Genomic DNA, 23,310 nt, shown 5'->3' with positions numbered 1-23,310 from the left:
CCCCCGAGTTGAGGAGCGATCCGGGGTCTCTCGGCCGGGCGTCAGTTGCCGCCCGGGTTGAAGCGCCAGATGGCGACGTTGCCGGCGTTCTCCAGCCCGGCATAGACGAAGCGCCGGCCGCCGAACACGGCCGAGGCGATGCCCTCCGGGTTGGCGGCCAGGCCGACCGTGCCGGTCACCGTCGTCAGGTCGCGCGGCAACAGGGCGATGGTCTCCACCCGCGGGCGCGCCGGGTCGGACAGGTTGACCAGCGCGATGCTGGCACCCCGCTCCAGCCCGACGGCGGCATAGGTGGCGCCGTTCTGCTCGAACACGGTCAGCACCTCCGGTTCGCTGCCGCCCCGGCGGGAGCGGTCATCGTTGTAGTAGCGCGGTGCCTGCGACAGCGACCCGTAGATGCCGGGGTTGGCCTCCATCGCCGCGTTGCCGGTGCTGAACAGGAGCTGGTCGAACTGGCTGCCGGTGTCGCCGACGAGCTGCCCCGTCTCCGCGTTGAAGATGGAGACGGAGCGGCCGCCGCGGAAACGCTGGCTGCTGCTCACACCCGGCTGGCTGGTATCGCCCTCGTCGGCGGTGACAAAGTAGCGAACGCCGTTCAGCGTGAAGCCGGCGACGCCGTCCGGCTCGCGCAGCGCCCCCGTCAGGGTCTGGGTAAAGCTGATCTGCGGCGGGTTGCTGGAGCTGTTGGTCAGATCGACCCCGGTCCGTGTCACCGCACCGAGGTTGAAGTAACGCGGCGCCGTGCCGCCGGTCAGGTCCAGGGCCATCACACCGTTGTTCTCCTGCAAGGAGACGTAGGCGTAGCGGCTGTCGCTGCTGAAGCCGACATATTCGGGCTGTAGCCCGTCGGGGTCGTGCGTCACGGGACCGACGCGCACGGGGTCGTCATTGTCGGTGAAACGCTGCTGCGTGCCCGCCGGGTTCGCGTAGAAGGTCCCGGTCTGGTCGGTCAGCGCGATCTGCCGTGCCACGGCCCTGCCGCTGGCAGCGTTCGCCAGATCGATCACGGTGATCGAGCCCGGGGCGTTCAGCGCCTCCGCCTCGTTGGCGACCACGGCCCAGCGGCCGTCGGGGGAGATGCCGGTGCCGTCCGGCCCGACGCCCGCGGTCACGCGCTGGATGACGCGGCCCGTGGCCTTGTCGCGGATCTCCACAAGGCCGCTCCTGGTGATGTCGGTGTGCTGCACCGCCACCAGATAGTAGCCGGCCGTCGGATGCACGGTCACCGTCGTCAGGTCGCCCGCCGCGGCGGCGCCGACCTCGCGGGCGATGTCGGCCCGCACCGTGTCGCGCCGCATCAGGATGGGCAGGCCGGCGATGTCGCCGCTGCCGATGCTGAACACGTCCACCGTGCCGGCGCCGTCGGTCGAGAGCACGCCCCAGCCGCCGTTCGCCGTGGTGACGGAGACGATCTCGGCGTTGTTGGCGCCGAAGCCCGTGTAGTAGGTGCCGTAGTAGGGGGCGCTGGTGCTGTTGGAGACGAAGTGGCGCGTCTCCGACCGGGTGCCGGCGATGCCGGCCATGTTGGTCAGGCGCACGCCCACGGACGAGGTGCCGTTGCTGCCGGTGTTCCCGGAGAAGTCGTTGTTGCGCAGGGTGTAGCCGGTGACGTTGTCCCCCAGCACGGCGGCGAACCCGTCCCGGTTCGTCGTCCCCGCGGGGGCCGTGATGCGCAGGCCGGCGACGGTGTTGCCGTTGGCCAGCGTCACCACGTTGCCGCTGGCGGCCGTCAGGCTGGGCCGTTCGCCAGCGGCGATCAGGGTGGTGCCGCCCGCGCTCAGCGCCTCGCCCTGGCCGATGAGCTGCTGGCCGTTCTTCAGCGCCACGTTACCGGTGTAGGAGCCGCTGCGGACATAGATGAGGTCGTTCGCCTGCGCCGCGGCGGCGGCGGCGGCGATGCTGCCGAACGGGCTTTCCACGGTGCCGGTGCCCGCGGCGCCCTGGCTCACGAACACCAGCCGGGTGCCCCCGCTGCCGCCGAAGGTGCCGCTCGTCAGGTTGTACTGCTCCTCGGCGACGAAACGGTCATCGGAGCGGCCGGGGCCGGCCGTGCGCACGCCGGACTCGCGCAGCACCGGCCAGTCCAGGCGGGACGCGGTGCCTTCGCGCCGGGTCGGCTCGCTGAACAGGCCCAGCCGCATGCGGAAGGTGGCGAACGCCTGGGTGTCGTCCTGGTCGTCGTCCCGCACCTCGATGCCGAAGCTGAAGCGGCCGTCCTGCGACCACGCTTCCAGGCGGCCCTTGACGCCGTCCACCGTGGGCGCCTCGTCGTCGGTGTAGCGGTAGCCGCCGGCGAAGGCACGCACGTCGTAGCCCTCGATGGCGCCCAGGCGGTAACCGACCTCGGCATCGAAGCCCTTCAGCGTCACTTCGCGCGGCTGGAAGATGCTGCGGACGATGTGGTTGCCCGACAGGCGCGGCGCCCCGGCGACGGTCGCGCCGACCTGCTCCTCGTCGTCCAGCGGCGCGTAATAGTTCGCGCGCAGGTCCAGGTCGGCGGTCATCAGGTCCAGACTGACGGTGGCTTGGCTGAAGTCGCTCTCCAGGTCGGTGCGGACCCGGTCGTAGTAGACGGCGCCGCCCAGCACCACCGCGCCCAGGCGGAAGCGATGGCCGATGCCGATGTTGGCGACGCGGCGGTCGGCATCGTCGATGCTGCCGCGCAGGTCAAGGAAGGTGCGGGCCGCGTCGCTGTCGGCCAGGGGGATCGCCACCGCGATCGAACCCTCGGCGCCGTCGGTGCCCGGGCGCAGCACGAAGTCCATCAGTGCCGGGTCGGCAGCGGCGCTCCCCGCGCCGAGCGCCGTCACCAGCGCCAGAGCCGACGTCAGAGTCCTGAAACCGTTCATCGTTTCCCCCCTCAGGAAAGAGGCGGGACCCTAGCAGCGCTCCATGAAAGTCTTATGACGTGCGAAAAAGTCTTATGACGGACGGGACGTCCCGTGACGTCCGGGGCGCTCCTCTCGGTCCGGCGGCAGCGCCGCGGCGTCCCCGCGTCAGATGCCCCGGGCCTGACGGACGCTCAGCGCTTGAAGAAGGCTTCGGCGGCGGCGGTCACGGCCTGTTTCGCCTGGATCGTCGCGCGGGCGCGGGCGATCTCGGCCTCCAGGCCGGCGATGTACTCCTCCAGGTCGCCGACCGACAGGGTGGAGAGATCCTTCGGCTTGGCCGGCCGGTTGCGCGGCTCGAAATCCTCCGGTTCCATGGCGTCATCCTCTGCTCAAGGCGGTTCCGATCTGTATAGTCTGTCCCCGCCCCGGGTCCGGGGCAACAGCGGGCGCGATCCGGTCAGGGTCGCTCAGTCGGTTCTCAGGAGGATGGTGATGGCGGTGCCCGAGCGGATGCGCGCGGTGGAGATCGGCGGGGCCGGTGGCCCGGAGGTGCTGCGCCCGGTGGAGCGGCCGGTGCCGCGGCCCGGCCCGGGCGAGCTGCTGATCCGCGTCGCCGCCGCCGGCGTCAACCGTCCGGACGTGCTCCAGCGCCTGGGCCTCTATCCGCCGCCGCCGGGGGCGAGCGACCTGCCGGGGCTGGAGGTGGCCGGCACCGTCGCGGCCATCGGCGAGGGCGTGTCGGGCTGGCGCGAGGGCGATGCGCTCTGCGCGCTGGTCGCCGGCGGCGGTTATGCCGCCTACTGCGTCGCCCCGGCGCCGCAGTGCCTGCCGATCCCCCGCGGTCTGTCGGCGGTGGAGGCGGCGGGCGTGCCGGAGACCTTCTTCACCGTCTGGAGCAACGTGTTCGAGCGCGGCGCCCTGAAGCCGACCGAATCGCTGCTGGTCCATGGCGGCACCAGCGGCATCGGCACCACCGCCATCCAGCTCGCCAAGGCGTTCGGCGCCCGTGTCTTCGCCACCGCCGGCAGCCCGGCCAAGGCCCGCGCCTGCGAGGAGCTGGGGGCCGACCGCGGCATCGACTACAAGGCCGAAGACTTCGTGGCCGTGGTCAAGGAGCTGACCGGCGGCACCGGCGTGGACGTGGTGCTGGACATGGTGGGCGGCGACTATCTTGCCCGCAACGTGGACTGCCTCGCCCCCGACGGGCGGCACGTCTCCATCGCCTTCCAGCGCGGGCCGAAGGGGACGCTGAACCTGATGTGGGTGATGCAGAAGCGGCTGGTGCTCACCGGCTCCACCCTGCGGCCGCGGCCGGTGGCGGAGAAGGGGCGCATCGCGGCGACGCTGCACGAGAAGGTCTGGCCGCTGCTGGAGGAGGGGCTGGTACGGCCACGCATCTACCGCACCTTCCCGCTGGAGGACGCCGCCGCCGCCCATGCCCTGATCGAATCCGGCGAGCATGTCGGCAAGATCATCCTCACCGTTGCCGGGTGAAGCCGGCTGTCCGCCACGCGCGCTCCTTGCGAAAAGGCGTGACCTCTCCCGGCACCTGCCTGTATAGCAGAAGCATACGTGACATTTCCGTCCGGGGCTGCGCGGGGCCAGTGACCCGCGCCACGGGCGGGCTTTGCGTTCGAGGAGGAAACATGGCTCTGCCCCTGATGCCGAAGGCGACCGCGGTCTGGCTGGTCGAGAACACCGGCCTGACCTTCGATCAGATCGCCGAGTTCTGCGGCATGCACGAGCTGGAGGTCCAGGCCATCGCCGACGACGAGGTGGCGGTGGGCATGGTCGGGCGCGACCCCGTCGCGGGCGGCGAGCTGACCTGGGACGAGATCCGCCGGGTGGAGAAGGACCCCAACGCCAAGCTCCAGATGCGGCATCAGGACCTGCCGCAGCCGGTCGCCCGCGCCAAGGGGCCGCGCTACACCCCGGTGACCAAGCGCGGCGACAAGCCCGACGCCATCGCCTGGCTGCTGAAGACCTATCCGCAGCTCACCGACGCGCAGCTCTGCAAGCTGATCGGCACGACGAAGCCGACCATCGCCTCGGTGCGCGACAAGACCCACTGGAACTCCCAGAACATCAAGCCGCGCAACCCCGTCCTGCTGGGCCTGTGCAGCCAGCGGGAGATGGAGGCGGCGCTGGAGAAGGCCCGCAAGGGCCGCCCCGCCGACGAGGAGGAGGAGACGGAGACCGTCTCCGGGCTGGTCGAGGGCGGTGCAGGTGCCGGGGACACGGCGGAGTACGACGCCGACTGACGGCAGCCGGGCGGGCGCTTTCAGCCTCTCACGGTCACGGAACGGACGGCGCGTCCCCGGGTGGGGGCGCGCCGTCTGCGTTTCCAGCTCCTGTCGTCCGGCTCCCCCGGTCAGGCCGGGGCGATCCGGGCGATCTCGTCCTTGATGCGCAGTTTCTCCCGCTTCAGGCGGGTGACGATGGCGGGGTCGGGCAGCGGCCGCTGCGTCTCGTGGCGCAGCAGGGTCTCCAGGGTCCGGTGCTTCACCTTCAGGGACTCGACACGCTCCACCATCGACATCTCGTTCCCTCCTGCCGGGTCGCGGACGCGGGTTGCGGGCGGGAAGCTGGTGCTGGACGCTGGCGCGGCGGAACGCTACATCACGTCCATGTCCGGAACTCCTCGCCTCATCGTCGGCATCAGCGGCGCCTCGGGTGTCATCTACGGCATCCGCCTGCTGGAAATCCTACGTCCCTTGCCGATCGAAACCCACCTCGTAATGAGCAGGTCGGCGGAGGTGACCCTTGCGTATGAAACAGACCTGAAGGCGGCCGACGTGCGGGCGCTGGCGGACGTGGCGCATTCCCCCCAGGATATCGGGGCCGCCATCTCCAGCGGCAGCTTCCGCACGCTCGGCATGGTCGTCGCCCCGTGCTCGATGCGCAGCCTGAGCGAGATCGCCACCGGCGTGACCAGCACGCTGCTGACCCGCGCGGCCGATGTCGTGCTGAAGGAGCGCCGGCGGCTGGTGCTGATGGTGCGGGAGACGCCGCTGCATCTGGGCCATCTGCGCTCCATGGTGGCGGTGACGGAGATGGGCGCCATCGTCTATCCGCCGGTGCCGGCGCTCTATGCGCTGCCCCGCTCCGTGGACGAGATGGTGGACCACACGGTCGGCCGTGTGCTCGACCTGTTCGACATCGAGACGGACCGGGTGCGGCGCTGGCGCGACCCGTCGGCGCCGGTTCCATCCGCCGCCCCGGACGGCGACTGATCCCGGACGGGAACCGACGGTCCGGAAACGCCCGCGCAGGAATTGCCTGCCCCCGGATTGCCAGAGTGTGGTCGTTTCGGGGCACCCGGAACCACCGATGCGCTCTTGACGTTTGTTGTTGCAGCCGCTGCGGCGGCCCCCTGCAACAGCGAACGGACATGGACATGACCGCCAACCCCATCCTGCGCCGCTTCCTCGCCGTGGCCCTGCTGGCGTCGCCGCTGGCCCTGGCCGCCTGCGACAACGAAGGACCCGCCGAGCGGGCCGGCGCCCAGATCGACGAGACGGCCGAGGAGACCGGGGAGGCCCTGGAGGAGGCCGGCGACGGCCTGGAGCGGAACGCCGAAAAGGCCGGCGACCGGATCGAGGACCGCACCGACCGGAACTGACCGGCGCCGGCCGACGTCCCGGTCCGCCGGGCCCGACATGCGAACTGACATGCGAAAGGGCGGGTCCTTGCGGGCCCGCCCTCATCGCGTCCTCGAAGGGGAAGGGAAGCCGGGGCGGTGCCCCGGCTCCGGCCGTCACCAGACGCGGCAGGCCTTCTCGCCGCGGACCATCGGGTCCGTGGGCTTGCAGTTGAAGGCCTTGGCGAAGTCTTCCATGTTGGAGACGGTGCCGTTGACGCGGTATTCCGGCAGCGAGTGCGGGTCGGTCTTGGCCTGAAGCACCCGCGCCTCCGGCCGCGCCGTGGCGCACCAGACATGCGCCCAGCCGTAGAAGAAGCGCTGCTCGGCGGTCAGGCCGCCGACCTTCTCGGCCAGACCCTTCTCGCCCAGCCGCTTGCGCAGCCCGGCCAGGGCCAGACGCAGGCCGCCGTTGTCGGCGGTGTTCTCGCCCAGGGTCAGCTCGCCGTTCTGCTTCACCTCGCCTTCGGCGACGTAGGAGCCGTACTGGTCCACCAGGCACTGGGCGCGCTGGGTGAAGCGCTTGGCGTCGTCCTCGGTCCACCAGTTCGACAGGTTGCCCTTGGCGTCGAACTTGCGGCCCTGGTCGTCGAAGCCGTGCGTGATCTCATGCCCGATCACGGCACCGATGGCGCCGTAGTTGTAGGCGTCGTCGGCTTCGAAGTCGAAGAAGGGCGGGCGCAGGATGCCGGCCGGGAAGTTGATGTCATTGAACGCCGGCGAATAGTAGGCGTTCACGGTCGGCGGAGTCATGAACCACTCGCCGCGGTCCACGGGCTTGCCGATCTTGTCCAGGTCGCGCTTCGTCTCGAAGGCGTTGGCGCGGGCGGCGTTGCCCAGCGCGTCGTCCGGCTTCACCTCAAGCAGCGAGTAGTCGAGCCACTGGTCGGGATAGCCGATCTTGTTCTGCACCGAGGCCAGCTTCTCGCGCGCCTTGGTCTGGGTCTCCGGGCTCATCCATTCCAGCGTGCCCATCTTCTCGTGGAAGGCGGACTGGATGTCCTCGACCATGGCCAGCATGCGCTTCTTGTGCTCGGGGCCGAACACCTTCTCGACATAGTGCTGGCCGAGATCCTCGCCCAGCGCGTTGTCGGTCGCCGCGACGCAGCGCTTCCAGCGCGGGCGGATCTGCTTCGCCCCCGACAACGCCTTGCCGTAGAAGTTGAAGTTCTCCTGCACGAAGGCGTCGGGCAGCATCGGCGCCGCACCGCGCAGGGCGTGCCAGGACAGGTAGGTCTTCAGGTCGTCCAGCGAGGTCGCCTTGACCACCTCCTCCAGCTTCTGGAAGAAGGCCGGGTTGGCGACGTTCAGGTCCTTCTGCGGCGGCACGCCCAGGGCCGAGGTGTAGGCGGCCCAGTCGATGCTGGGGGCCAGCGCCGTGAAGTCCGCGAAGGTCTTCATGTTGTAGCGGTTCTCGGGCTGCCGGCGCATCACCCGGGTCATCGAGCCGTCGGCCAGCGCCGTCTCGATCTTCATCACCGCGGCGGCCTTCTTCGCGGCCTCCTCGGGCTTGCTGCCGGCCAGCTCGAACATCTTCTGCACATGCGCCACATAGGCGTCGCGCAGCTTCGTCGAGCGCTCGTCGTCCTTCAGGTAGAAGTCGCGGTCCGGCAGGCCCAGGCCGCCCTGATCCACCACGGCGATGGCCATGGTGGCGTCCTTGAAGTCCTGCTGCTGGCCGAAGCGGAACAGGCCGCCGATGCCCTGGCGGTGCAGATCCGCCATCAGCGGCGCGATCGCCTTCTTGTCCTTCAGCCCCTGGATGCTGGACAGCACGGGCGCCAGCGGCGTCAGGCCCTTGGCCTCGATGCCCTGCTCGTCCATGCAGGCCTTGTAGTAGTCGCCGATCTTCTGCGTGTCCGGCGTCGGGGTCTTCACCGCCGCTTCCAGGATCTCATGCAGGATCGCCTGGTTGTCCTCGGCCAGCAGGTTAAAGCTGCCCCAGCGGGACTGGTCGTCCGGGATCGGGTGCGCCTTGATCCAGGGCCCGCAGGCATGCAGGAAGAAGTTCTGGCAGGGGCTGACGGCCGGGTCCAGCACCGGCAGGCCGGGGGCCGGGGGCTGCGCCTTCGGCACGGCCTGGGACTGCGCGACCTGCGTCGGCCCGGCGGCCACGGCGGCACCGGAGACGGTCAGCGCGAGGGCGAACGCCCCGATCATGCCGCCGAGGGCGGCGCCCGTCAGGGACGTGGTGGACAGCGCGCGGCGGGACGGCGCGCCCTTGCTGGAATTCCTGCTCATCGAGGCCCCATGCGTTCTTCGTGGTTTCCCCGTGAGGGGGGGCACCGCGGCGGCGCTCCCCCTCACGGGGAAGGGACGCTACCACGGAGGATGCCGGAGTCCTGAGCAGCGGTGTGTAACGCCCGTGTAACGGCGGCAAGGGTGTCGGGCGGGACCAGCAACGACAGGTTGGCCGCCAGGGCCGCTGCGGGATCGCCGCCCGGCCGGCGCGTCTCCGGCAGGCCGTCCAGCACCTGCTGCTGCAACCGTTCGGCCTCCAGCTCCGCCGCCTTGATCCGTTCCCGCAGGGCGCCGGCGCCGGCCGGGAGCGGCGGCTCCGGGGCCTTCAGGGTGCGCCGGACCGCGCGCAACGGCCGCACCACCCCCTCCCGCCAGGGCGCCACCGCCGCCTCTGCCGCGGCAAGGTCGCCGGGCGTGAGCGTGTGGCCATGCACCAGGGCCAGCCAGGCGGCCCAGAGCAGCAGGTTCACGTCCGCCCCGTGCCCGTCCTGGAGCGCGAGGCAGAGGGGCGCCACGTCCGGCCGGGCATAGACCGCCAGGGAGAAGCGCCAGAGGTCGGGGGAGGGGGCGTCGGGAACCGTCAAGGGAGGGGCTGGCCGGCCGGTCAGCCGTCCACGTCGCCGATGTAGATGCCCAGGCCGCGTGCCGTCTGCACCAGGGTGCTGGCGGTATCGACGCTGGCATAGGCGGCGATCGCCTCCTCGATCGGCACGTCGATCACCTGCCGGTTCGACCAGGCCAGCAGGCGGTCGGACTTGCCCTCCGCGATCAGGTCCACGGCGCGCACCCCGAAGGCGGAGGCCAGCAGCCGGTCGCGGTAGGAGGGCGGGCAGCCGCGCTGGACATGGCCCAGCACGGTGACGCGCGTCTCCGCCCCCGTCGCCTCGGAGATCAGGTGGCCGATGTAGTTGCCGATGCCGCCGTAGCGCTTCTGGCCATCGGCGAACTCCTTCCGCGCGGCGGCGCCCTCGGCCGTCTTCACGGCTTCGGAGACGACGACCAGGGCGAAGTTGCGGCCGTTGCGCTGCACCTGCCGGATCTTCGCCGCCACGCCCTCGATGGACCAGGAAAGCTCGGGCAGCAGGATCACGTCGGCGCCGCCGGCGATGCCCGCGGTCAGGGCGATGTGGCCGGCGTCGCGGCCCATCACCTCCAGCACCATGACGCGGTCGTGGCTGGCCGCGGTGGGCTGGAGCCGGTCCAGCGCCTCCGTCGCCACGGCGACGGCCGTGTCGAAGCCGACGGACGTCTCCGTGATGCCCAGGTCGTTGTCGATGGTCTTGGGCACGCCGATCAGCTTGATCCCACCGATGGCGGCCAGCTTGCGCAGGATCGCCATGCTGCCGTCGCCGCCGATGCCGATCAGCGTGTCCACGCCCAGCTCGCGCAGGCCGCCGATGATCTCCTGGCTGCGGTCGCGGGTGCTGCCGTCGGCCATGGGATAGGCGAAGGGATCGCCCTTGTTGGTGGTGCCCAGCACCGTGCCGCCCTGCCGCATCATGGTGCCGTCCACCATGTTGAGGTCCAGGTTCAGGTAGCGCACGGGCCGCGACAGCAGGCCCTGGGTGCCGTCCTCGATGCCGACGACCTGCCAGCCGTAATGCGTGGTGGCCCGATGGACCACGGCCCGGATGACCGCGTTCAGGCCGGCGCAGTCGCCGCCGCTGGTGAGGATGCCGATGCGTTTGGTGGGCGTCATGGCGGGTTCCATGCTCGGGACGGGAAGGGGACCGGCACCCGGACGGGCTCGCGCCGGACGCGGCCAGTGTTACCAGATCGCCCCGGCGCTGCAACCGCCCTGCCGGCGGGCGCCCGTCCACCGGGCCGGAATGCGCTGTCCGGACCGCGCCGGTCGGGCGCAAATTCCACAGGCCACCTGCCGGGGGATTTGTGATAAGGAACCCGCTCGATGCAGTGGCGGCGCGTGGCATGAACGAACAACAGGCGATGAAGGAAAAGCTGGCGGCGCTCCGGGTCGAACACCGCGACCTGGACGATGTCATCGTGCGGCTTTCCGAGCAGACCCCGATCGACCAGTTGCAGCTCCAGCGGCTGAAGAAGCGCAAGCTGCTGCTGAAGGACATGATCGCCCGCATCGAAAGCGAGCTGCTGCCCGACATCATCGCCTGAGCGAAGGCCACGCGCTGCGCTGCACAACCACGCTTGCGCGGGCGGCCTCCGCTCCTATAATCCGCCGCTTTCCCGCCTGCGACAGGCCAGGAGCGCCACCCGTGACCCCGCCCGAAACCCGCGCCGCCGACCCGCTGGTCGGCATCATCATGGGGAGCCAGTCCGACTGGGCGACCATGCGCCACGCCGCCCAGGTCCTGGAGGAGCTGGGCGTGCCGTTCGAGGCGCGCATCGTCTCCGCCCACCGGACGCCGCAGCGCCTCTACGACTATGCGCACACGGCCAAGGGCCGCGGGCTCAAGGTCATCGTCGCCGGCGCCGGCGGGGCCGCACACCTGCCCGGCATGACGGCCAGCATGACGACGCTGCCGGTGTTCGGCGTGCCGGTCGAAAGCCACGCGCTGCGCGGGCTGGACAGCCTCTATTCCATCGTGCAGATGCCCGGTGGCGTGCCGGTCGGCACGCTGGCCATCGGCAAGGCCGGGGCGATCAACGCGGCGCTGCTGGCCGCCGCGGTGCTGGCGCTCTCCGACCCGCGGCTGGATGCCGCGCTGGTGGACTGGCGGACCCGGCAGACCGAGCGGGTGGCCGAGGTCCCCGTCGACGAACCGCAGGGCTGACGTCATGCGGACGATCGCGCCGGGCGCCACCCTCGGCATGCTGGGCGGCGGCCAGCTCGGCCGCATGACGGCGCTGGCGGCGGCCCGGCTGGGCTACCGCACCCATGTCTTCACGCATGAGGCGGAGGGGCCCTGCGCCCAGGTCGCGGCCGAGGCCACCATCGTCACCGACTACACCGACCGCGACGCCCTGACCCGCTTCGCCGCCGCCGTCGATGTCGTGACGCTGGAGTGGGAGAACATCCCGACGGAGGCCGTGTCCTTCCTGGCCGAGCGGGTGCCCGTGCATCCCGGCGCCGGCGTGCTGGCGGTGGCGCAGGACCGGCTGCGGGAGAAGGGCTTCGCCAACGCCCTGGGCATCGGCACGGCGCCCTTCCGCGCCGTGCGCGACGCTGCCGGGCTGGCCGAGGCCGTGGCCGCGCTGGGCACCCCGTCGGTGCTGAAGTCCACCCGCATGGGCTATGACGGCAAGGGGCAGGTCCGGCTCGCACCCGGCACCGATCTGGCCGCGGCCTGGGCGGAGATGGGCGCGCCCGAGGGCATCCTGGAAGGCTGGGTGGACTTCGCGCTGGAGGTTTCCGTCATCGTCGCCCGCCGCGAGGACGGGGTGATGGCGGCCTGGCCGGCGGTGGAGAACCGCCACCGCGCCGGCATCCTGGACGAGACGCTGGCCCCGGCCGACATCGCGCCCCCCATTGCGGCGGAGGCCGACCGCATCGCCCGCGCGCTGGCCGAGGCGCTGGGCGTCGTCGGGCTGCTGGCGGTGGAGATGTTCGTCACCCGCGACGGCCGCGTGCTGGTCAACGAGATCGCCCCGCGGCCGCACAATTCCGGCCACTGGACCATGGATTTCGCGGAGACCTGCCAGTTCGAGCAGCTCGTCCGCGCGGTCTGCGGCCTGCCGCTGGGGCCGACCGGCGTGCGTGCCCCGGCCCGGATGAAGAACCTGATCGGGGACGAGGTGGCGCAGTGGCCCGCGCTGCTGGCCGAACCGGGGGCCAAGCTGCACCTCTACGGCAAGGCGCAGGCCCGGCCGGGGCGCAAGATGGGGCATGTCAACCGCCCGCGCTGACGGGTCCTTCGCGCTGACAGACCCTCCGCGCTGACGGACCCTCCGCGCTGAGGGCGGGCCGACCCTCTGTCCCGGTCACTCGTCCCGGTCCAGCCGGTGCTGTTCCAGGTCGGTGGCGTCCTTGGACTGCTGCATCGCGTGGTGATGCCGCTCGGCCTTGGTCCGGCCGTGTTTCGCCCGGTTGGCGGCAGCCTCCTTCTCGCGTTCGGCGCGGCTGCGCTGCTTGCGGTAGCGGTTGAGGTTGACGACCTCCCCCATGGGACCCTCCCTGCCCGTGTCGCATCCGTGCCGTCAGGCACTCTGCCGTCCGGTACCTTGCCGTCCGGAGCCTTGCCGCGACTGAACGCCCGGCGCTTCCGGAACGCTCCGTCGCCCTTGCGTGCGCCCGGTGGACGCCACATTTGCGCCCTAGAACGCGATCCCCAGTTTACCCTCCGACGCCCGGCCCGGAAAGGGCGAGGGCATCACTCTTCCGACGGGACGACGCCTCGTGAGAAAGCCCCTGACCGCTGCCGCCGGACTGGTCCTGGTCCTGGCGACGGTGCTGCTGGCCCCGGCTCTGGTGGACTGGAACCGCTTCCGGCCCGAGCTGGCCGGGCTGCTGGCCACCACCACGGGGCGCGACGTCACCATCGCCGGCGATCTGGACCTGACGCTGCTGCCCTCCCCGACGCTGCTGGCCGGTGACGTTTCGCTGTCGGAGCCGGGGGCGGAGCCCGGCCGCCCGCCCCTGGCCAGGGTCGGGACGGTGGAAGTGAAGGTGCGGCTGCTGCCGCTCCTGGGGGGGCGGGTGCAGATCGAGAAGCTGGCGCTGGTCGATCCGCGCATGCGGATCGAGTTCCGCCCCGACGGCGGCCGCATCGGTCCGATCGACCTGTCCGCCCTGGGCGGGACGGTGCAGCTCGACCGCATGACGATCCATCGCGGCACCCTGACCCTGGAAGCCGCGGACGGCCGCCGGCTGGATCTGGTCTCCATCCGCGGCTCGGTGGATGCCGGCGGGCCGCAGGGGCCCTTCAACGTGGCCGGCAGCTTCAGCCTCGACGGGGTGCCGCTGACCCTGGACGTCACCACCGGCCGCATCGCCCCCGGCGCCACCGTGCCGGTGCGGGCCACGCTGGGCGTGCCCGACGGCAAGGGACAGGTCCGTTTCGCCGGCGTCGTGCCGGACGGCGACCCGGCCCGGTTGCAGGGAGACCTGCGCGCGGAGGGGGAGCGGCTGGCATCGCTCCTCCGCGCCGCAGCGGCCGGGCTGGGATGGCGCCTGCCCGAGAGGCTGCCGGCCGCGGCCGACCAGCCTTTCAACGCCGCGGCGTCCCTGACGGTCGCAGGCGGGCGCTACACCCTGAAGGGGATCGACCTGCGGATGGGGGAGACGCGCGGCACCGCCACCCTGGTCCTGCCCGCCGTCGCCACCGCGGACGATCCGGCGCGGCTGTCCCTGGCCCTCTCGCCCCTGGCTCTGGACGACTGGCTGCCCGGTGCCCCCGCGGATGCTGCCGATGCCGGTGCGGTGACTCCCCTGCCGCTGCCGGCGGTGCTGGCGCTGGATCTCGCGGCGGACCACATCGTCTGGGAACGCGCCCTGCTGCGCGACGCCCGCCTGCGCGGCCGGCTGGAGGACGGGGGCCTGGTTCTGGAGGCAGCCGGAATCGTGCTGCCGGGAGACACCGTGCTGACGGCCTCGGGCCGCCTGTCCGCCGCCGACGGTTCTCCCCGGGCGGACACTGCCGTGACGCTGGAGACGGCGGACCTGCGCACCACCCTGGCCTGGATGGGGCTGGACACGGCGGACATCCCGGCCGAGCGGCTGCGGACGGCGGCGCTCACCGGCCGGCTGGCCGGCACGCCCGCGGCCTTCCGCCTGACCGATCTGTCCGGCAGCCTCGACACCACCGCCCTGACCGGGGCCGTGTCGTGGACCGCCGGGGACCGGCCCGCCCTGGGCCTGAACCTCATGGCCGACCGGCTGGACCTGGACGCCTACCGCCCCGCCGGGGACGGGAAGGTCGATCCGCGCGCCTGGGCCGACCGGCTGGAGGCGCTGGACCTCGATCTCGACGCCCGCCTCGGGCACCTGACGGCGGGCGGGGTCCCGGTCGAGGGGCTGGTCCTCTCCGCCACCGTCCGGGACGGCGCCCTGACCCTGCGCGACCTGTCGGCGGAGTCCGCGGCCGGCGTCGCCGGCCGTATCGCCGGCCGCGTGGGCGAGCCGCTGCTGGGCGGCCTCACCGACCTGACCGTCAGCGCCCGGACCGGAACGCTGGCACCGCTGTTCCGGGTGCTGGCTTTGCCGCCGCCGGTGGCGCCGGACCGGCTCGGTCCGGTCACGCTGGAGGCCCGGCTGGCCGGCGATGCCGCCCGCATGGCGCTGGAGGCGGAGGCCGGGCTGTTGGGCGGGACGGTCCAGGCCGCCGGCACCCTGGCGGGGACCGACGGGACCCCGGCGCTCGATCTCAGGCTGCGGACGACCCTGCCGGATGCGGTGCGGGCCGGCCGGCTCTGGTGGCCGGAGTGGCGGCCTGCCGCCGCGCCGGGAGGGATAGAGATCTTCGCCGCCCTCACGGGCACCTGGCCGGAGCTGACCGTCGATGCCATCCAGGGGACGCTGGGCCCGACGGCCGTGACCGGCCGGGTGGCGCTGGACCGCTCCGGCGATCTGCCGCGGGTGCGGGCATCCCTGGTGACGGGACCGCTCGACCTCGACCGTCTCGCCCCCGCCCTGGCGGCGGCCGGCGGGTCACCCTGGGATCTGTCCTGGACCCGGAACCTGGACGGCGAGGCGGAGATCGAGGCGCAGAGCCTGACCCTCGCCGGGGCCACCGTCGAGGGGGCATCTCTCCGCGTCGCCGCCGGCGACGGGGAGCTGGAGCTGGAGCGGCTGCGGGCAACCTGGCGCGGCGGGCGTCTGGAGACCGCTCTCCGGCTTGTCCAGGAGCCGCCGGAGGGGGAGGGGCCGCCGCCCCCGCTGGAGGGGGACCTGCGGCTGGAACTGGCGGGGGCGGCCCTGCCCGATCGGCCGCCCGGCCGGGACCGCGGGCTGGCCCTGTCCGGCGGCCGTCTGGACCTCAGCGTCAAGGGCCGGGGCGCCGGCCCGGACGCCGCCGGTGTGCTGCGCAGCCTGACCGGGCAGGGGCAGGTGGCCGTCACCGACACGGTTCTGAGCGGTCTCGACCTCGACCGCGCCGCCGCGGCGCTTGACGGGTCCCCCGATGCCCGGGACGCCGGGCGGCGGCTGGCCGCGGCGGTCGCTGCCGGTCGCACGCCGCTCACCCGCCTGTCCGGCGATCTGGCGTTCGCCGCCGGGACGCCGGGCAGCAGCGGGCTGCTGGCCGTGGGGCCGGCCGGGTCCCTCACGGTGGACGGGGTGCTGGACCCGCTGACCGATACCGTGCGGCTGTCGGCGGTGGTGCGGCCGGCCCGGCCGGACGGGGCGCCGCCCTTCACGCTGGACCTCGCCGGCCCGCTCGCCGGTCCGGAACGGACGCTGGCGGCGGACGCGCTGCTGGCCTGGGTGGCGGCCCGCCCTGCCGCCCGCCCTGCCGCCGCCCCGCCGGGGGGCGGCCCGCCGGAGGGCCGGGGGACGGCCCCGGACGATGCCATCCTCGACCGGCTTAAGCAGTAGGTAACCGGCACCGGTCCATTGTCCCTGGCGCGTCGCCGCAGGTCGGCGGTGGAACGGCCGGCCCGTCTCCGCTATTCCTTCCGGGAAGACACGATCAGGGGAGGAGACGGTCATGCTGAAGGGCAAGGCGGCCATCGTCACGGGATCGACCAGCGGGATCGGGCTGGGGATCGCCCGCTCGCTCGCGCGGGCCGGGGCGGACATCGTACTGAACGGCTTCGGCGAGGCGGCCGCGATCGAGGAGTTGCGCCGCGGCATCGAGACGGACTTCGGCGTCGGCGTCATTCACCACGGCGCCGACATGGCGAAGCCGGCGGAGATCGAGGCGCTGGTCGCCGCCTGTGCCGAGCGGTTCGGCGGCGTGGACGTGCTGGTCAACAATGCCGGCATCCAGCACACGGCCGCGGTGGACCAGTTCCCGGTGGACCGCTGGGACGCCGTCATCGCCATCAACCTGTCCTCCGCCTTCCATGGCATCCGGCTGGCGCTGCCGCACATGAAGGCGCGCGGCTGGGGCCGCATCGTCAACATCGCCAGCGCCCACGGGCTGGTCGCCTCCGTCAACAAGTCGGCCTATGTCGCGGCCAAGCACGGCATCGTCGGGCTGACCAAGGTGGTGGCGCTGGAGACGGCGGGCAGCGGCATCACCTGCAACGCGATCTGCCCCGGCTGGGTGCTGACCCCGCTGGTGCAGAAGCAGATCGATGCGCTGGCCGAGCGGGAGGGCATCCCGGCCCAGGAAGCGGAGGTGCGGCTGCTCTCGGAGAAGCAGCCCTCCAAGGCGTTCACCACCCCGGAACAGCTCGGCGAGCTGGCCGTCTTCCTCTGCGGCCCGGCCGCCGCCAACCTGACCGGCGCCTCGCTGCCGGTGGATGGCGGCTGGACGGCCCAGTAGCGGCCCGCCCGGCGCGCCCCGGACCAGTCCCCTGACATGAGGCCCCCTGACATGAGGCCCCCTGACATGAGGCAACGGACACTGTGAAGGACGGCATGGTCGAGGGTGCGGCGGCACCGGAACGGTCCGGGGACCAGGATACCGCGGCGGGGACCCGCACGGTGAACCTCGCCCTCCAGGGCGGCGGCGCCCATGGCGCCTTCACCTGGGGCGTGCTCGACCGGCTGCTGGAGGACGGGCGGCTCGTCTTCGAGGGCATCAGCGGCACCAGCGCCGGCGCCATGAACGGCGCCATGCTGGCCTACGGGCTGCTGACCGGCGGCCGGGAAGAGGCGCGCGGCCAGCTCTACCGGCTCTGGCGGCGGCTGGCCAAGGCCAACGCCGTCGGCCCCTGGAACCCGTCCTGGATGTCGCGCTTCACCGGCGACCCGCACCTGGAGGCCCACCCGGTCTATGCCGGCTTCGACCTGCTGGTCCGGATGATGAGCCCCTACCAGTTCAACCCGCTGGGCCTGAACCCGATGCGGGAGATCCTGCGCGGGCTGATCGACTTCGACGTCCTGCGCGAGGCGGCGGACGTGCGCCTCTATGTCGGCGCCACCAACGTGCGGGAGAGCAAGCTCAAGGTCTTCAAGGGCCGGGAGCTGTCGGCCGACTGCCTGGTCGCCTCGGCCTGCCTGCCCTTCCTGTTCCAGGCCGTGGAGATCGACGGGGAGCATTACTGGGACGGCGGCTACATGGGCAACCCGACCATCTATCCCCTGATCCACGAGTGCGCCGCCCGCGACGTCCTGATCGTGCAGGTGACGCCGATCGCCCGCCCGGCGGTGCCGACGACGCCGACGGCGATCATCGACCGGATGAACGAGATCGGCTTCAACGGCACCTTCCTGCGTGAGCTGCGCTCGCTGGAGCTGGTCAACCGGCTGCTCGCCGCCGGGCGGCTGACGGAGGAGGAGGCGGGCATGCGCGCCCTGTTCCTGCACCGGATCGAGGCGGAGGCGGCGATGGCGGTGCTGGGGGTGTCCAGCAAGCTGAACGCCGACTGGGGTTTCCTCACGGAGCTGCGCGATCTCGGCCGCGCCGCCGCCTCGCGCTGGCTGGAGGAGCGGTTCGCCAGCGTCGGCCGGGCCAGCAGCTTCGAGGTCGAGCGCTTCTTCGCCTGATCCCGTCCGCGACGGGCGATCAGGCAGCCGGAACGACCGGCAGCACCTTGGTGATCGACAGCACCAGGCTGTCGTTCTGCGCCTCCATCGATTTGGAGCTGGCGCGGGGCAGGGGGATCTTCAGGCGGCGGCAGTAGAGGATCAGCATGGCGGCGATCTCCGTCTCCGCCATCTCTATCTCCCGGAAGTTGCTGGCCCCGACCGCCTGGACGGAGATCCCCAGCGCCAGGGGCGCCTGATTGCGGAGGATGATCGGCCCGAGCACGCCGGGCGGCTGCTTCTGGGGGAACGACTCACGGTACAGTTTCACGGCCTCGCGGACAGCCTCCGGCGAGAAGATGATACGGCGGTTCTCGACGATCATGTCATGGGCATATGCTACGGAAATTACCGGCATATGGCGCCGGGGGCCCACTTCTAAACCGCGGTGCATCGCCGCGGGAAGCAAAATGCTTCAACAGCCAGCGCTGATATGACCTATGTCATGGCGTCGCGGGCGCCGGACCGGAAGGGTCGCGGGCGTCCGGGGTCGCCCGGTCAGGTGCGGGGCTTTGCCTTTTCCCCATTGTCATGGCGGAGTTGACACGCCCTAATTGCGCTTGGCGACAAGCGAGAGCCAACACGCTGCGCGTGCGGAATCTGCGCGTGGCGGAGAAATTCTGAGGAGGCATCAATGCCGGCCCGCTATGAGGAGCTTCACCAACGCTCGCTGGCCGATCCTGCTGGCTTCTGGGGAGAAGCCGCCAAGGACATCGACTGGATCAGGCCGTGGGACGTCGTGCTGGACGACAGCCGCGCCCCGCTCTACCGCTGGTTCGCCGGCGGCGAGTTGAACACCTGCTGGAACGCCATCGACCGCCATGTCGAGGGCGGCCGTGCCGACCAGCCGGCGATCATCTATGACAGCCCCGTCACCGGCACGAAGCGCATTCTGACCTACCGCGAGTTCCGCGACCAGGTGGCGCTGTTCGGCGGTGCGCTGCGCGACCGCGGTGTGGTGAAGGGCGACCGCGTCCTGATCTACATGCCGATGGTGCCGGAGGCGCTGGTCGCCATGCTGGCCTGCGCCCGGCTGGGCGCGGTCCATTCCGTCGTCTTCGGCGGCTTCGCTCCGCACGAGCTGGCGACCCGGATCAACGACGCCCAGCCCAAGGTGATCGTCTCCGCCTCCTGCGGCATCGAGCCGGGCCGGGTGGTGAAGTACAAGCCGATGCTCGACGGCGCCATCGAGCAGGCGACCCACAAGCCCGAGTCCTGCATCATCCTGCAACGTCCGCAGGAGCAGGCGGCCCTGATCGACGGCCGCGACCACGACTGGGAGGCCGCCGTCGCCGCGACGACCCCGGCCGACTGCGTGCCGGTCGCCGCCACCGACCCGCTCTACATCCTCTACACCTCGGGCACGACGGGCCAGCCCAAGGGCGTCGTGCGCGACAATGGCGGCCACGCCGTCGCGCTGAAATGGACCATGGAGCACTTCTACGGCGTGAAGCCGGGCGAGGTGTTCTGGGCCGCCTCGGACGTGGGCTGGGTGGTCGGCCACAGCTACATCGTCTACGCGCCGCTGCTGCACGGCTGCACCACGGTGATCTACGAGGGCAAGCCGGTCGGCACGCCCGACGCCGGCGCCTTCTGGCGCATGATCAGCGAGTACCGCATCCAGACGCTGTTCACGGCGCCCACCGCGTTCCGCGCCATCAAGCGCGACGACCCGAACGCGCTCTTGCTGAAGAACTACGACGTCTCCTGCCTGCGCGCCCTGTTCCTGGCGGGCGAGCGCAGCGACCCCGACACGCTGCACTGGGCCGAGGACCATCTGAAGGTCCCCGTGATCGACCACTGGTGGCAGACGGAGACGGGCTGGCCCATCGCCGGCAACCCGCTGGGCCTGGGCCTGTTCCCGGTCAAGTACGGCAGCACCTGCAAGCCGCTGCCGGGCTGGGACGTCCGCATCCTGGGCGCGGACGGCCACGAGGTGAAGCGCGGCGACATCGGCGCCATCGTCTGCAAGCTGCCGCTGCCGCCGGGCACGCTGGCCACCCTCTGGAACGCCGAGGACCGCTTCCGCAAGAGCTACCTGTCGGAGTTCTCCGGCTACTACCAGACGGCGGACGCCGGCTTCGTCGATGTGGACGGCTACGTCTACGTGATGGCCCGCACCGACGACATCATCAACGTGGCGGGCCACCGGCTCTCCACCGGCGGCATGGAAGAGGTGCTGGCCGGCCATCCCGACGTGGCGGAATGCGCCGTGATCGGCGTGGCGGACCAGTTGAAGGGCCAGGTGCCGCTGGGCTTCGTCGTGCTGAAGGCCGGTGTCACCCGCCCGACGGAGGTGATCGTGCGCGAGATCGTTGCCAAGGTGCGCGACGAGATCGGCCCGGTCGCCAGCTTCAAGCAGGCCATCGTCGTGGACCGTCTGCCGAAGACCCGCTCGGGCAAGATCCTGCGCGGGACCATGCAGAAGATCGCCGATGCCGAGCCCTGGAAGATGCCGGCCACGATCGACGACCCGATGATCCTGGAGGAGATCGGGGACGCCCTGCGGACCATCGGCTACGCCGTGGACAAGCCCGCGGACTGACCCGGCGGGCCACTCCGCCGAACGATCCGTCAAGGCCCGGGCCGCTCGCATCGGCCCGGGCCTCTTTTTCGTGCGTGTCCCCCGGGCCTCCGGGGCTGTTGTCCCCGCATGGCAACGGCGATGGGGGGCGGCATGACCGAATTCGGTGCGGAGATCGAGCAGCATATCGGGCCGCTGCGCCGCTATGCCCGGGCTCTCCTGCGTGACCGGACGGATGCCGACGATCTCGTCCAGGACGCGCTGACGCGCGCCCTGTCCCGGTCCGACAGGTTCCAGCCGGGCACCAATCTGCGCGCCTGGCTCTTCACCATCCTGCACAACCTCCATGCCAACCATGTCCGGCGCAAGGTGACGGCCCCCGCCGTCACCCCCGTCGGCGACGCGGCCCTGCACGTCGCCACCCCCGCCGGCCAGGACGACCACATGGAACTGCGCGACATGGCCCGCGGGCTGGCCCTGCTGCCGCCGGAGCAGCGGCAGGTGCTGCTGCTGGTGGCCCTGGAGGGGCTGCGGTACGAGGAGGTGGCGACGGTGCTGGGCATCCCCGTCGGCACCGTCATGTCCCGCCTGTCGCGGGCGCGGGAGGCGCTGCGCCAGCATCTGGCCCGCGAGGCCCCGAGGCTGCGGAGGGTGAAATGATCGGGCGGCCGCCGCCGGTGGCGGAGGAGGAACTGCACGAACTGGTGGACGGTGCCCTGCCGCCGGCCCGCCGGGCCGTCGTGCTGGCCTACCTTGCCGCCAATCCGGCGGCGGCAGCCCGGGTCGCCGCATGGCAGGCACAGAACGAGGGCCTGCGGGCGCTGTTCGGCGCGGGGGAAGGGGCGGGACCCGTCCCCCGGGCGGCGTTCGAGGCCTGGCGGCGCGAGACGGCAGGTCTGGCGCGGCAGGTGCGCCCGCCGTCGCCGTTCCGCCGCGGGGGGCGGGTCGTCCTGGCCGGTGCGCTCTGTGCTGCGGCCCTGCTGGCCGTGGCGGTTCTGCCGGGCTGGCGCGCCGGGCCGGGCGGGGCGGATTTCTACGGGTTCTCCCGGTCTGCCCTGGAGGCGCACGCCCGGACGGTCGCCGATGCCGGCGGGGCGATCCCGGCGGCGACGGGGGTGCTGGCGGGGGTGCGGCCCCCCGATCTGTCGCCGCTCGGCTGGCGGCTGGACCGCCGGCGCCCGGTGCCGCTCGGCGACCGGGCCGGGTTGCAGTTCGTGTACCGGGAGGCGGGTGGCGCCCGGCATGTCAGCCTGATCGTCGGGCCACCTGCGGAGGCCGCGGAGGGAACCTTCAGCTACATGCGTCAGGGCAGCCGGACGCTCTTCACCTGGCTGGACGGGGAACTCGGCTATGCGCTGGTCGGCGATCTGGGCCGGGGCGAACTGCTGCGCCTTGCCGATGCGGTGCATGCCGGGCTCAGCCCCGACGGGGCACATCCGCGGCGTGCACTGGCGCCGCCGCGGGCCGCGTCGTTGCACCCGGCGGTCCATCGACCGGGGATGTGAGGACACAACAATGCGGAATTATGACGATATGGCTAACAAGGCTGCTTGTTCGGCTTGACGACTCTGTCAGGCCCTGCATACCGTTACCGCATTGTTCGAGTGCGAGTTGAACGGGCGGGGCAACAAAAAGGGGACCGCGGAAAAGCGGCCCCACGCCGTGCAAGGCCCGCGACGGTCGGCATGGTCTCCAGGACCCTGCGGCGGTCCGGTGTCTTGACAGGCGGTTCGGGAAACGGGGACGGCGTCATGCCGTCCCCGTTCGCGTTCCGGCCCGTTGCCGAAAGCCCCCGGTTCGGGGGCGCCTGGAGAGAAGGGGCGCGGGCGTCAGGCCGCGCGGGCCTCCAGAGTCGCCGGGCTGCTGGCGGTGGCGATGCGGATGGTGCGGGGCTTCATGGCCTCGGGCACCTCGCGGACCAGCTCCACGCTCAGCAGGCCATGCTCCAGGGTCGCGTCGGAGACGCGGATATGGTCGGCAAGCTGGAAGCGGCGCTCGAAGGCCCGGCCGGCGATGCCGCGGTAGAGATAGTTCCCCGCCTCGCCTTCCTTGTTGGCCTTGCCCTGGATGACCAGCAGGTTCGGATGCGCCGTGATCTCCAGATCCTCGGGGCGGAAGCCCGCGACGGCCATGGTGATCCGGTAATGGTCGTCGTCCAGCTTCTCGATGTTGTAGGGCGGGTAGCCGGTGCCGGCCTCGTCGGTGTTCAGGGCCGACTCCATGAGACGGGTCAGGCGGTCGAAGCCGACGGTGGAACGGAACAGCGGCGACAGGTCGTAGCTACGCATGGATATCCTCCTTCGTGAGCGATACCCCGATGGAAGGTCCCCGCCTGCGGGCGATCCCCCTGGGGTGCGTCGATGACAGTCTGTACCGGCATTTCTGCCTGTACTTTCAGGTGTCTGTCGGGGACCCCGGGCGGGCATCCGCCGACGCTCTTCGAGATGGGAAGGCGCTCCAGCGGCGTCAAGAGGGGGCAGGAGGCGGCCTCCGGGTGTGGCTCCGGCGCCTTCCGGTTGCTCCTGTC

The 23,310-nt window shown here is 71.7% G+C and carries 22 protein-coding genes; 13 read left to right on the top strand and 9 right to left on the bottom strand.

Annotated elements, in window-relative coordinates; translation table 11 throughout:
• Positions 1-41 precede the first annotated feature (41 nt).
• Entirely contained in the window at positions 42-2,849 is a 2,808-nt protein-coding gene (locus ACFQPS_RS09285; RefSeq protein WP_377358382.1) for a choice-of-anchor I domain-containing protein, read from the bottom strand.
• A gap of 173 nt (positions 2,850-3,022) precedes the next feature.
• Positions 3,023-3,205, bottom strand: coding sequence for a DUF1192 domain-containing protein (locus ACFQPS_RS09280; RefSeq protein WP_377358380.1), 183 nt, complete (start codon positions 3,203-3,205; stop codon positions 3,023-3,025).
• Between the two features lie 112 nt (positions 3,206-3,317).
• On the opposite strand from ACFQPS_RS09280, the gene ACFQPS_RS09275 reads away from it, so the two are divergent.
• Entirely contained in the window at positions 3,318-4,325 is a 1,008-nt protein-coding gene (locus tag ACFQPS_RS09275; RefSeq protein ID WP_377358378.1) for an NAD(P)H-quinone oxidoreductase, read from the top strand.
• Positions 4,326-4,477: 152 nt separating this feature from the next.
• A complete protein-coding gene (locus tag ACFQPS_RS09270; RefSeq protein ID WP_377358376.1) occupies positions 4,478-5,092 on the top strand; it encodes a DUF1013 domain-containing protein in 615 nt (204 codons plus the stop codon).
• 110 nt (positions 5,093-5,202) lie between these two features.
• On the opposite strand, the gene ACFQPS_RS09265 is transcribed toward ACFQPS_RS09270, so the two are convergent.
• A complete protein-coding gene (locus tag ACFQPS_RS09265; protein ID WP_377358374.1) occupies positions 5,203-5,370 on the bottom strand; it encodes a YdcH family protein in 168 nt (55 codons plus the stop codon).
• 88 nt (positions 5,371-5,458) lie between these two features.
• Between ACFQPS_RS09265 and ACFQPS_RS09260 the strand changes: the two genes are divergently transcribed.
• Together ACFQPS_RS09260 and ACFQPS_RS09255 are read left to right on the top strand one after the other, a co-directional pair.
• Positions 5,459-6,064: a UbiX family flavin prenyltransferase gene (locus tag ACFQPS_RS09260; RefSeq protein WP_377358372.1), complete on the top strand. Its 606-nt coding sequence runs from the start codon at positions 5,459-5,461 to the stop codon at positions 6,062-6,064.
• A 164-nt stretch (positions 6,065-6,228) separates the two neighbouring features.
• The gene (locus ACFQPS_RS09255) at positions 6,229-6,453 is read left to right on the top strand and encodes a hypothetical protein (protein ID WP_377358370.1); all 225 of its coding nucleotides are present in this window, start codon (positions 6,229-6,231) and stop codon (positions 6,451-6,453) included.
• 135 nt (positions 6,454-6,588) lie between these two features.
• On the opposite strand, the gene ACFQPS_RS09250 is transcribed toward ACFQPS_RS09255, so the two are convergent.
• The 3 genes from ACFQPS_RS09250 to ACFQPS_RS09240 form a co-directional block, all read right to left on the bottom strand.
• Complete coding sequence (locus tag ACFQPS_RS09250; RefSeq protein ID WP_377358369.1) at positions 6,589-8,712, bottom strand: M13 family metallopeptidase; 2,124 nt, start codon at positions 8,710-8,712, stop codon at positions 6,589-6,591.
• A 62-nt stretch (positions 8,713-8,774) separates the two neighbouring features.
• Complete coding sequence (locus ACFQPS_RS09245; RefSeq protein ID WP_377358367.1) at positions 8,775-9,296, bottom strand: TIGR02444 family protein; 522 nt, start codon at positions 9,294-9,296, stop codon at positions 8,775-8,777.
• A 20-nt stretch (positions 9,297-9,316) separates the two neighbouring features.
• Positions 9,317-10,411 (bottom strand): ATP-dependent 6-phosphofructokinase, encoded by a 1,095-nt coding sequence (locus ACFQPS_RS09240; RefSeq protein ID WP_377358365.1) that lies wholly within the window; start codon positions 10,409-10,411, stop codon positions 9,317-9,319.
• 230 nt (positions 10,412-10,641) lie between these two features.
• Between ACFQPS_RS09240 and ACFQPS_RS09235 the strand changes: the two genes are divergently transcribed.
• The 3 genes from ACFQPS_RS09235 (at position 10,642) to ACFQPS_RS09225 (ending at position 12,534) form a co-directional block, all read left to right on the top strand.
• Positions 10,642-10,842: a YdcH family protein gene (locus ACFQPS_RS09235; RefSeq protein WP_012567032.1), complete on the top strand. Its 201-nt coding sequence runs from the start codon at positions 10,642-10,644 to the stop codon at positions 10,840-10,842.
• Positions 10,843-10,991: 149 nt separating this feature from the next.
• Positions 10,992-11,462, top strand: coding sequence for a 5-(carboxyamino)imidazole ribonucleotide mutase (purE, locus tag ACFQPS_RS09230; RefSeq protein ID WP_377359562.1), 471 nt, complete (start codon positions 10,992-10,994; stop codon positions 11,460-11,462).
• A gap of 4 nt (positions 11,463-11,466) precedes the next feature.
• Complete coding sequence (locus tag ACFQPS_RS09225; protein ID WP_377358363.1) at positions 11,467-12,534, top strand: 5-(carboxyamino)imidazole ribonucleotide synthase; 1,068 nt, start codon at positions 11,467-11,469, stop codon at positions 12,532-12,534.
• 75 nt (positions 12,535-12,609) lie between these two features.
• Here the strand turns inward: ACFQPS_RS09225 and ACFQPS_RS09220 are convergent, their stop codons facing one another.
• A complete protein-coding gene (locus ACFQPS_RS09220) occupies positions 12,610-12,792 on the bottom strand; it encodes a DUF4169 family protein (protein WP_377358361.1) in 183 nt (60 codons plus the stop codon).
• 232 nt (positions 12,793-13,024) lie between these two features.
• On the opposite strand from ACFQPS_RS09220, the gene ACFQPS_RS09215 reads away from it, so the two are divergent.
• The 3 genes from ACFQPS_RS09215 to ACFQPS_RS09205 all read left to right on the top strand — a co-directional run bounded on the left by ACFQPS_RS09215 (position 13,025) and on the right by ACFQPS_RS09205 (position 18,220).
• Positions 13,025-16,159 carry an AsmA family protein gene (locus tag ACFQPS_RS09215; RefSeq protein ID WP_377358359.1) on the top strand — a complete coding sequence of 1,045 codons (3,135 nt, stop codon included), beginning with the start codon at positions 13,025-13,027 and terminating at the stop codon, positions 16,157-16,159.
• A gap of 112 nt (positions 16,160-16,271) precedes the next feature.
• Positions 16,272-17,054 carry a 3-hydroxybutyrate dehydrogenase gene (locus tag ACFQPS_RS09210; RefSeq protein ID WP_377358357.1) on the top strand — a complete coding sequence of 261 codons (783 nt, stop codon included), beginning with the start codon at positions 16,272-16,274 and terminating at the stop codon, positions 17,052-17,054.
• A 95-nt stretch (positions 17,055-17,149) separates the two neighbouring features.
• A complete protein-coding gene (locus ACFQPS_RS09205; RefSeq protein WP_377358356.1) occupies positions 17,150-18,220 on the top strand; it encodes a patatin-like phospholipase family protein in 1,071 nt (356 codons plus the stop codon).
• A 19-nt stretch (positions 18,221-18,239) separates the two neighbouring features.
• Here the strand turns inward: ACFQPS_RS09205 and ACFQPS_RS09200 are convergent, their stop codons facing one another.
• Positions 18,240-18,584 carry a hypothetical protein gene (locus tag ACFQPS_RS09200; protein WP_377358354.1) on the bottom strand — a complete coding sequence of 115 codons (345 nt, stop codon included), beginning with the start codon at positions 18,582-18,584 and terminating at the stop codon, positions 18,240-18,242.
• Between the two features lie 309 nt (positions 18,585-18,893).
• Between ACFQPS_RS09200 and ACFQPS_RS09195 the strand changes: the two genes are divergently transcribed.
• From ACFQPS_RS09195 to ACFQPS_RS09185, 3 genes are all read left to right on the top strand, one after another.
• The gene (locus ACFQPS_RS09195) at positions 18,894-20,804 is read left to right on the top strand and encodes a propionyl-CoA synthetase (protein ID WP_377358353.1); all 1,911 of its coding nucleotides are present in this window, start codon (positions 18,894-18,896) and stop codon (positions 20,802-20,804) included.
• Positions 20,805-20,936: 132 nt separating this feature from the next.
• Positions 20,937-21,443 (top strand): sigma-70 family RNA polymerase sigma factor, encoded by a 507-nt coding sequence (locus ACFQPS_RS09190; protein ID WP_377358351.1) that lies wholly within the window; start codon positions 20,937-20,939, stop codon positions 21,441-21,443.
• Complete coding sequence (locus ACFQPS_RS09185; RefSeq protein WP_377358349.1) at positions 21,440-22,288, top strand: hypothetical protein; 849 nt, start codon at positions 21,440-21,442, stop codon at positions 22,286-22,288. The genes ACFQPS_RS09190 and ACFQPS_RS09185 overlap by 4 nt, the downstream gene beginning before the upstream one ends.
• A gap of 324 nt (positions 22,289-22,612) precedes the next feature.
• Here the strand turns inward: ACFQPS_RS09185 and ACFQPS_RS09180 are convergent, their stop codons facing one another.
• Positions 22,613-23,071 (bottom strand): Hsp20 family protein, encoded by a 459-nt coding sequence (locus ACFQPS_RS09180; protein ID WP_377358347.1) that lies wholly within the window; start codon positions 23,069-23,071, stop codon positions 22,613-22,615.
• Positions 23,072-23,310: the final 239 nt, after the last annotated feature.

Source organism: Rhodocista pekingensis, from assembly GCF_042665545.1.
Taxonomy (GTDB): Bacteria; Pseudomonadota; Alphaproteobacteria; order Azospirillales; family Azospirillaceae; genus Rhodocista; species Rhodocista pekingensis.
This window is presented reverse-complemented; position numbering and strand designations above follow the sequence as displayed.